We start from the raw sequence: 10,138 nt of genomic DNA on the forward strand, positions 1-10,138 counted from the left end.
CCGGACGTCCGACACAAGGCCGGACGCCACATTGGGAAAGCAGTGGCGACATCTTTGCGGTCTTCTTTGTGTCGTTGTGCCTTGGTGCTTCTATCGCAAGAAACGCCTCGACACAAAGCCACTCTGTTCATCCGTGGACGCGTATTCGGCATCCAGGCGGTTTTGGAGACCTGGCGGTCGGAACAGTGGCTGGGTCGGGAGACCCTGCCACAGCGGGGAGGCGCTGGCGTCGGCATGGAACGTCTGCGGCGCCCCGTGAGCCACCACGGCTTGCTGTTCCGCGCCGGAGGTGCGGTACAGGGCCTTTCCAACGAGCTCCGCCATGCCGGCTTTGGCCGAGTCTGAGTGTATGCGGTAGGTCACCTGTGCCGGCAACGCAGGCGGCCAGATCCAGGCGAAGTTCAGTTCGCCCGAGTCGCCTTGGACAGGCGCGACGGCAGGCGGCTCGGTGGCATCGACGATACTATCAAAGGTCCAACCCTCCGGCAGCGTTTCCACGAGCCCCAAGGCCGAGACCGGTTCCGCGCCGACGCCGGTGAATGTTACCGTCACTTCAGAGGCGTCTCCGTTCGCGGCGGTCCCGCGCACGGCATAGAGCGCCGGGAGGGTTACAGCCGGGGGCAGAACCATCTTTTCATCGGCCTTAACGCTGTTCGGCATTGCTTTGGCGGCGAGCCCCGGGGCGTAGCCGTCTTCGGTACCTTCCGCGAGATGGTAACCGCCCAAGTTGTAGAACTGAATCACGCGCAGGATCTCCGACACGCTGATCTTCCAATCCTTCGGATTGTAGTCACTGTCGTGCGGCACGCAGCAGGGGTCCAGCGCTTCCGAAAGGCCGGGTTCGTACCCGTCCTCGGTCCCAACGGCACAGTGATACCCGCCAAGGTTGTAGAACTGGATCACCCGCAGAATCTCCGACACGCTGATCGTGTAATTCGCGGGACTGTAATCCAGCGAATGCTGGACGCGTTCCGCTACTGAACCCAGACAGCCAATTGGCGCTGTTTGCTCAGCGCCACCCGCACCCTGGTAATGCACATCGCCCGAGAAAGGCACCTCGCCCGTCTGACCAGAAGGCACATTCACCCGGTACGTGAGCGTATAGGGGGACTCGGGAATGCAAATCCAGATGAATTCGAGCGTGCCGGTTGCGCCGAGACTCGGGATGGTCGCGGGGCCGCATCCCGCCGGGTCGAAGCTTACCAGCGAATCAAACGTCCACCCCGCCGGGAGCTCTTCGACCACCTCCAAGGCGCTCAGATCGTCCGCTCCCAGGTTCTCGATGGTCACCCTGACTTCCTCGACCCCCGGCGACGCATACTTGTAGTACCAGAACGAACGGTTCGCAACAAGGTCTCCACACGTCACGACGATGTAGTCTGTCCTCGTTTCCGTGTCCGAGCCGTATGCGTTCTGAACCGTCAACGTCACCGCGTAGAGGCCACATTCGGCATAATCATGGCTCGGATTCTGCTCCGAGCTCGTGGTTCCGTCGCCAAAGCTCCACAACCACGATGTGGGGCTACCGGACGACTGGTCCGTGAACTGCACACTCAGCGGAGCGCAGCCGCTCGTGGGTGTCGCGCTGAAATCCGCCGCCGGGACGGAATTGCCCGGGAAAGACTCACCGGAGCGCGGGTCGGTACCGGCGTTGTACTCATCGAGGTTGGAGTACGTATCCAAGTCCGGATCGCCGCTGGCGCCATCGTCGCCGGCGCCGCTGTTCGGGTTGAGGCCGTAGTCGACTTCCCATCCGTCCGGCAAGAGGTCGTCATCGGAGTCGGAATCCAACGGGTCCGTCAACAGCAGGTTCACTTCCTCGCCATCGGTCAAGCCATCGCCGTCCGAATCCGGATTGTCCGGGTTTGTACCCAGCGCGATTTCCTCGACCCCCGTGAGCCCGTCGGCGTCCGTGTCTGTATTTCCATACGTGGGCATCAGCCCTTCTTCGGCAAACCAATGCAGCAACCACCGAGGACGCTCGACCGCCCATACGTCGCGGATGAAGGTGTTCATGGGTTGGTAAAGCAGGACGTCGTTCACTTCGTTATACAAGTCATCAAACAGAACCTGCGCATTGGCTGTGCCCAGAACTCCGCCCGGGCCAAGCAATACACAGGCGCGCGCTTCCCAGGCAGCCCTGAAGTCATCGTTCTCGCGCAAAGCCTGGTACAGCTTGGCAATTGGGGAGTCGTCCCGGTTTGTTCCCGGCGCCCGCAGGAAACTCCAGCCGTCGGTCAGGTGGAAGGGATTATCCGAATAGGGTTCCACCGTAAAATCTTCCGCCGAGTCGGACATGGCGTAATAGCACATTTCCATATCCCAGACATAGAAGCGCCAGCGGCTCAAACCCGCATCGGCACTGCGTTCACGGGCCATGTACCAGTTATTTCGCGGCCAATCGAAATTCGCGCCATAGCATTCGATGATGAGATAGTCGATAAAGTTGTCGATATCCATCATCGTCGCGATCGCCGCGTAATTCGTTGGGTCGGACAGGTCGTTATTCTCCGCGAAATCATTCAGCGCAAACCAGGCACCCCAGTCGCCTTCCACGAGTTCACGTCGGTCGTATTCCGCTTCATCGGTGCCCTTGACAACATCCCAGCCCGTATTACTTCCATAGGCGTGCTGGAAGAAGTCTTCGGAATAGCGTTCCACGGGATTGTAATAGCCCTTAAAATAGCCGTTCAGGTAGAAATGAACGAAAGTACCCATGCACGTTACATTACCCATTTGAGCCATCAAACGACGGCTCATTTCGTCCTTGACAAAGGGATTGTAGGGATCGTCCGTGCCCGCGCGCATGACGATATGCTTCAGGCTGTACAGGTTCGCATTCGGGATCAGGGGATACAGCAAGCGCGAATTTCCGTATTCATCCCGGAAATAGTAGCGGAACGAAATCTTGTACACGTAATCATCCCAGGGATCATCGATGGCTGCGGCGATCCGGTATCCTTCCCGGCGCCCCGTGCTGCCGTGTACCCGGATACCGCAATCCTCCTGGAAACCAAGCAGCTCAGACGAAGCCGGCGCGCCGGATGGATCGAAGAACTCCAGGGAAACCTTGCGCTCCCATTCATCGCCGTGCTCCAGGAACGAATTGAAATCGCCGCTATTGAGGGGCTGCCACTTCCCCGAATCATCGTAATAGCCGCCATTGATGACCATGATGCCGTCCGGCGCCCATAGATCCTTCGCCGGATCGCCCACCACGCACAGCGCAGGCAAGCTCTTCTCCAAGGCACTCGCGCCGATGATATAAGTCGCGGTTACCACCCTTGACCCGATGTACCCTGGCGCATAGGCGATCGCGCGAATCACCCTATTCGCGGTCACGGGGAGCGGCACGGCATACAGGGTGCCAGTCACCTGATTCGGCAGCGAACCGTCCTCCGTGTAATAGATCTCGGCGCCCGGGTCTGTGGCCGTAAGGCTCAGGTTAAAGGGCGCGTCGTAATGGCCGTGAATATGGCTCAAGACAGGCGCGGCCGTTACGTCAGCCTGAGCGCTGTCGTAGGCATTGGGCGCGCCGGGCGTAGGTACTACCATGAACCCATGCAGCTCCGGTTCCGGCAACCCCGTGTCCATGCCGACCAATCCATAGGAAACGTCCGTGCGCTGCTCGCGCGCCGGATAAGCATACGCCACAGTCGGCACCGACGGATCCTGGACGAGGGCAACGTACTCGCCGTCCGCGTCCAGCTTGAAGTTGGTGTGCAATTCACCCGGCACCGCCGAACGATTCTTGTCCGAGGCAAAAACGACCAGAAAACCGCCGGGACCAATCGTCACATCCGGCAGCAGCCACTTACTCGGATTCAGCTCATCATCCGTCAAGGCCCAACCCAGCAGCGACACCGGATCGTCCGTCGCGTTATACAGTTCAATCCAGTCCGAATACTTCCCATCTTCATCCTGCAGGCCACTGCCATTAGAAGCGAGATATTCATTAATGATCACCGGCGCACCCGGACCCAACACGATGACATATCCCACCTTTGTCTCGGTCACGTTGTCCGAAGCGGTAATCGCCGTCAACGAAACGGTGAACTGTCCCGGCGCGCCATAAACATGATTCGGCGCCTCATCCGCGCTCGTTCCGCCATCGCCAAAATCCCATACCCAGCCAATAACGGGGAGCGCGCCCGCCACCGTCTCATTGGAACAAGTCAGCGTTTTGCCCTGGCGGATGACCCGGTGCGATACGTCAAAATCAACTTCCTGCGCTTCCAGTCGAAATGCCAACACCAACGGAAGCAGGCACAGAATGAGCGAACAAAAGACGCGAGGACCACAAAAAGAAGACGCTCTTCCTGGTATACCACCGAATTGCGCTCTACCGCTATGGCGCATGAAGTCACTCTTTGGCCCCAGCATCCACATTATCTCCAAGCCATGACTTCCACCCGAGAACCGGAAAACGCACCTTTCCAGTCCGTACTCATCCAGGCTAACGAGAAAGCCCGGTGCAGAGCGTAGCACTATTGCCGGAGAATTCAAAGGAATCGAATGATCCGCCAGGACTTTCCCCACAATGCCTTGCGCCCAGGTCTGCCACCGGGGGCTAGCCCGCGAACACCCTCAACCTATACCTTAGACCCAACCCCGGATCTGTCCCACTTTCGCTGACGGCAAACAGGGGCACAAAAAAGAGGATTTCTGTTGCCGTAAGTCCTTGCGTATCAATGGTAGCGGGGGCGGGATTCGAACCCGCGAACTTTGGGTAATGACCGCATTACCGCCCGTAGCCCTAACCCCTTGAAACCGCTGTAATTACAGAAACCCCAGCCAGTTGCTTCCTGTAGGGGCGAAGAACTCAGACGACGCCTTAGGTGCCCTCGCAAAAGGGCTTGCATCGAACGCGCATTTGATGGCTCAAGCGAGTCGCTCCGACAAGACTGGCTGCCCTGAGCCCCCTTCCTTGTCAGAACAAAGCTCTCACGCACGCCCAGTGCCTTTTCGCCAGAATGCCGCTCCTGCCGGCATGCTTCAGCGTAGCTGCCGATTCCGGGCGATTGATTCGCACGGCCAGTCTCTGGTTAACTCTGGTAACAGCATCTCCAGAATCATGATGGTGGCGTCGCGGGTACAGTCTCGTACCCCTCAGTCGAGACCAGGACGAGGAGGTCCACTTGTCGCGCGGGATGACCTTACGAACACGCCCACGAATTCAGGGTGCGCCCCGAACAATGCGTGCTTCTTGCGCAACTTGTTCTGCCTACCAGATGGCGCGGACCATCAAGGAGGACGTGCGGGCCGCCACCCAACTGAGCGCCCCGGGAGGGGCGGGTTGCAGAAAACAAGGCAGAGTGATGCGGAACGATGCATGCCTCGTCTCGCCGCACGGCAGGTTTGGAAAAACCGGGCGCAGCAAAGGAGAGCGTGATGAACCCGCGTGAGCGAATGCTGGCGGCGCTGAAGGGACGGCCGGTCGACCGCGTGCCTCTTCTCTTGCTGGGCTTCCACGACGGCTTCCCCCAGCAGACGGACGACCCGGGCAAGCGGGAAATCCTCAGCCGTATGGGCGAACATCTCCATTTTCTCTACGAGTGCCCGTCGCAGGTCAACCGTTATCTCGTTACCCCGCCTCAGCGCCTGCGGGAAGTCAAGTGGGAAGAGGGGAACGGGAAAACGGTCACGACCACGGTGATAGATACGCCTCGGGGACCCTTGACCGCGGTCACCGAGCGCAACCACGCCACCGATACTGTGTGGACCCTGAAGTATCCCGTGGAAACCCTGGAGGACATCGCGAAGCTGCAGTCCGTTCCCTGGGAACTGCCGGCGGGCTTGGAGCCTCCCGACCTGTCCTCGCTGCCGGGCGCCTTCGCGACGCGGGGCATTGTCCATTCCGGCGTATCGTCGCCGTTTGTGTGTGTTGCGGGCATGATGCGCTACGAGCGGTTCCTGGAGCTGTGCGCTACCGAGCTGAACCTCCTGAGGGAACTGACCCAACTGTGCCTGGACCGGATTCTTGACGTTCTGGATGTGCTGCTCTCCCAGAACAGTGTCGAGTGGGTGTGGATGGGCGGCTGCGAGTGGGTGACTCCCCCGATGGGTTCGAACCGGGTCTACGACGAGTTGGTCCAGCCGTTCGAGCGGCGGGTCATCGAACGGGTCCATGCGGGTGGGGCGTTGAGCCACGTGCATTGCCACGGCAACGTCCGCTCGACCCTGGCACGCGTGATCGAACGCGGCGCGGACTACTTCGAGCCGGTGGAACCGCCTCCGGACGGCGACGTCAGCTTTGCCGAGGCCAAAGAGCTTGCGGACGGCCGGATCACCCTCGGGGGAAACATCGAGGCCAGGCTGCTGGAACACGAGGAACCGGAAGTCGTCGAGAAAGCGGCGCGAAACGCATTCGAAGGAGGCAAGGCCAGGATGGTTCTCCAGACGACGGCCGAACCGCTTGCCCGGATGACGTCCCGGATGGTGGAGAACTATCACCGGATGCTCGACGTTTGGGAAGAGCTCTCACCGGCGTGAGCGTTCCTCCGAGGGCCCGGAGGCAGGCGCTGGTGCAGTACGCGGGACCTTGCGGCATTGGGGTATCCGATATTTCCGCGAAACCTGCACGTCGAGGCATCGTAGATGAAGAAGCGGCGGTCCAGGGCCTGCGCCACGGAGTTTGCCAAGCGGGTCTTGGCGCGTCCGTGATCCCCGATGAGCAACAAAGGGGGGCCCGTGAGAAGCTCTCTCTGCATAGCCGTTGGCTTGTGCGCCAAGTTGGCGAACAGACAAGAGAGGCCGTAGAATGACAAAGAGAGCGGTAAGCCGTCTCTGAGCGTGTGGATTGTCGCGCCATCGCCCTTGGACGAAACCAGCCCTGGCATCTTGGGAGAACCGAACATGGCAAAACGGACCGTGTGTGCGGCCTTTCTGGCTTTTCTTCTGCTGGCGCTGAATGCGTCCATCCCGGCGGCTCCGACCGAAGACGCGGTCCGTGTGAAGCGACTGGCTATCGTGACCGGGAGTCCGAACAGCGAACCCGAGAACAAAGCCGCTGATATCTTGAAGACGCGGATTCTCAAGAGGAGTTCCGTGACCGTCCAGATCGCTCAGGAAGATGCTCCCGATCTTCAGGAGGTCATATCTCAAGCCGAGGCGGTCTTTGTGCTCGGCATACCGGGCGGCGCGGGGTTCGCCTCACGTGTGATGCATGATCTCGGTGTGCGATTGCCGGCTCTGCCTGGCTCGGACAAGATCCATCCTGAAAGCTTTGCGGTCAAGACCAAGATCGTTGAGGGCCCCAAGGCGCTCATCTGCGTCGCTGGCGCGGATGAGCGGGGCATGCTCTACGGCGTGGGGTACGTTCTCAGAGCCGTGACCTGTTTGTCTGATGCGCTGCTGCTGCCCAGGATTGACGCACAAGACAAACCCGCCTTCCCCCTCCGGGGCGGAAGACCAACCGGACCGGGTAGCCGGGCTCGCCAGTTCGGCAACCTCCGTCCGCAGACCCCCGGGGAAATGACGGAAGTCATGGAAGACTTGATGCTCCTCGGGTGCAACATCTTCGAAGGGGAACCCGCGTCTATTCGCGCCTACGGCATGCTAACGACCTTCGGCCGCACGGCCAACGAGATGCCTCCGGGGTTCCCGGCCGAATGGCGAGCTGATGGCGGCCGGGCGGCGCGGTATGTCTGTCCGTCCGTTCCCGAGGCCAGAAAGGCCTTGCTCGAATCCTTCGACCAGATGTTCAAGGATGCCCCGGATTACGACTTCTTCACGACGAACTCCGGGGACGAGGGAGGATGCCGTTGTGATAAGTGCATGCCTTGGGGCGACAAGTATATCGCCCTCGTTCACGATATCGCCGGCATCCTGCACACGTACCATCCCCGCTGCAAGGTCTTGGCCACGAATCAGGATCTGACAAACGAAGGAAACCGCGCCATCTTCGAGTATCTCAACCACGGCGACACAAGCTGGCTCTATGCGATTCGATACGGACCGGGCGCGGATGAGATGCAGACCTACATCCGGGGGCCCGTCAATCCACAATGGTTTGAGTACGAAGGGTTCGGACCGCTCGGCAACTATTTGAAATTCATGCATCATGAACTGCCCCCTACAACGAACATCGTCCTTTACAGCGACATCACGCACTGGATGCAGGCGCAGTTCGCCGTGCCGCATCCCGACGTCGCACTGGCGGCCGTGTATGACCGGCGATCGTGGAATGCGCGGCCACGGAACTTCCACAAAGTGGGCCAGGAGATCCTCCACTACGCGCTCGGCGATATGCATTACAGCGAAGGCATGCACGACGATTTCAACAAGTGGTTCTGGTATCGACTGCTCTGGAATCCGCATCAGGACGCCGAATCCATCACGAGGGAATACTGCCGCTATTGGTTCGGACCGGAAGCGCAGGAAGAGGCCGCTCAGGCAATTTTCCTCATGGAGGAAACGCTCGAGAAACCGGTGGCCGGCAATCCAGGCATCGCAAGGGCCGTCGAGCTGCTCCATGCCGCCGGAGCGAAGATCCCGCCGAACCTGCTGAAGACCGACTACCGCTGGCGAATCATCCTCGAGAAAGCGCTGATGGACCGCTACATCCAGCTTGAACTCGAACGTGGTCACGCGCTCAAAGGCGAGGCCGGCCGGTTGCTGGCTGACGCGGATGCCAGCCACAATCCCGCCGCGCAAATCCAGCAGGCTGTCCAGCTCCTCGAACAGCCTATCGAGACCGATGAAATGAGGGCCGTCATGGCCGAAGCGTTAGAGCTGGCAGAGGAGGCTAACACGATAATCGGCTATCGAGAGCCCGCGCCCTTCATCGTTCCGGCGCTCGACCTCACCGAAATCGGCTGGTGGACCAAGGTGCTGCGGCAGGCCTTGGCCCGCGCGGACGACGGAGGGCTTCGGAACGCCGCCAAGATGCTTCTCTATTATGATGAGCCCGGCGCGGGCGGATTCTACGATGACGTCGGTTGGCCGAATGAATCCCCGCACCTTGTCGCCGGTGAAGCTCTGTGGGGGTTTAACCCCTTCCCCGGCCCGGCCAAGCTCTCGCACTACAACTTGGCGTACTCGATGAGGACGGAGGCCCCCGTGGCGTTTCGATACGACGGTCTCGACCCGTCAGCTCAATATGTGGTGCGAATCTCCGTTGGCGCGCACCTCGACGGGGACTCATCCTTTCTTGAAGGAGTCCGATTGACCGAGGGATTGAAGGCCGACGACACGGTCATCAGCGACGGATTTGACATCCCGACCGAAGACATGGTCTTCCACGAATTCGAGATTCCAAAGGAAGTCTCTCAGGATGGCATGCTGAACATCACGCTCGTCCCGGGGCCCGGCCCTATCCCGGTCACTGGCTGCGCTGAGATCTGGCTCCTGCGAAAGGGCAACATGCCCTGGTCCGCGAATCCGTAACGTGGAGGCCCTTTGCGTGACCGCTCCTTTCGGCATGGCTCCCTGCTTGGCCGCCAGACCTCCGTCGGTCGGCCTATTCGCGAAATGTATGAGCGATAGACACGAATCGCGTTGCGCTCGGCGCCGATTCGGGGCTCCAGCCGCCTGTCAGTCCACTCACGAAACTGCGCGCGGGGATCGGCTTCGGATGAACCTCAGAAACGAGGGACCTGGCTGCGCCGCCGCGTCATTTCTCGTTCTTGATAAGCCAGACTTCGGCAACTTGCGTGCCACGTCCTGTAAGGCGGCTCCACCGGAGTTCGAGGATACCGTCGCTGGTAGCTTCACGCGGAATGGGGAATTCCAGCGGCGTGACCACCGGAGCCGGCTCGTCTTCCCCGGTCGGGAGCACCGCAGCGCTGTCGCGGTCGATCGTGTAGCGCACGCCATCGACGGTATGGCCGTAGGCGCCGTGGATCTCGTATGCGCCGTCCGCGACAAGCTTAACGGTCGCGTTGTACCGGCCGAGGTACGTCACGCGCACGCGGTAGGCGGCATTCGGCTCCAGGTCCTCGTAGCGCAGCACCAGCGGCGTCTGGTACAGGGCTTCACTCAGATCAAGCCACGAGAGGCGGTTCGGTTCGCCGCTATCGAACGTATGGTCTTCACGGGGCGTGGTGACGCCGGCCGGGTCGTCCCATAGCGGCTTTGGTTTCACGAGGTGGGGCTGCTTCCAGGCGCATCCGAGATCGTCGTAGTATCCGCCGGGACC

4 protein-coding genes are annotated in these 10,138 nt (G+C 60.5%); 2 read left to right on the plus strand and 2 right to left on the minus strand.

Going from position 1 to position 10,138, the window contains the following annotated elements; translation table 11 throughout:
- Nucleotides 1-90: 90 nt before the first annotated feature.
- On the minus strand, nt 91-4,254 hold the full coding sequence (locus tag PLJ71_12080; protein HQM49416.1) for a PKD domain-containing protein: 4,164 nt from the start codon (nt 4,252-4,254) through the stop codon (nt 91-93).
- Between the two features lie 1,137 nt (nt 4,255-5,391).
- Here PLJ71_12080 and PLJ71_12085 point away from each other — a divergent pair.
- Both PLJ71_12085 and PLJ71_12090 read left to right on the plus strand, forming a co-directional pair.
- On the plus strand, nt 5,392-6,492 hold the full coding sequence (locus PLJ71_12085) for a uroporphyrinogen decarboxylase family protein (GenBank protein HQM49417.1): 1,101 nt from the start codon (nt 5,392-5,394) through the stop codon (nt 6,490-6,492).
- 363 nt (nt 6,493-6,855) lie between these two features.
- A complete protein-coding gene (locus PLJ71_12090; protein ID HQM49418.1) occupies nt 6,856-9,387 on the plus strand; it encodes a hypothetical protein in 2,532 nt (843 codons plus the stop codon).
- A 226-nt stretch (nt 9,388-9,613) separates the two neighbouring features.
- Here the strand turns inward: PLJ71_12090 and PLJ71_12095 are convergent.
- Nucleotides 9,614-10,138, minus strand: a 525-nt coding sequence (locus PLJ71_12095) for a hypothetical protein (GenBank protein ID HQM49419.1), incomplete at its 5' end; no start/stop codon positions are given.

The organism is Candidatus Hydrogenedentota bacterium (genome assembly GCA_035416745.1).
Classification (GTDB): Bacteria; Hydrogenedentota; Hydrogenedentia; order Hydrogenedentales; family SLHB01; genus UBA2224.

Bases quoted from the DNA above. Each gene is read 5' to 3' on its own strand.
- PLJ71_12085 (HQM49417.1), top strand. From the start codon at position 5,392: ATGAACCCGCGTGAGCGAATGCTGGCGGCGCTGAAGGGACGGCCGGTC.
- PLJ71_12090 (HQM49418.1), top strand. From the start codon at position 6,856: ATGGCAAAACGGACCGTGTGTGCGGCCTTTCTGGCTTTTCTTCTGCTG.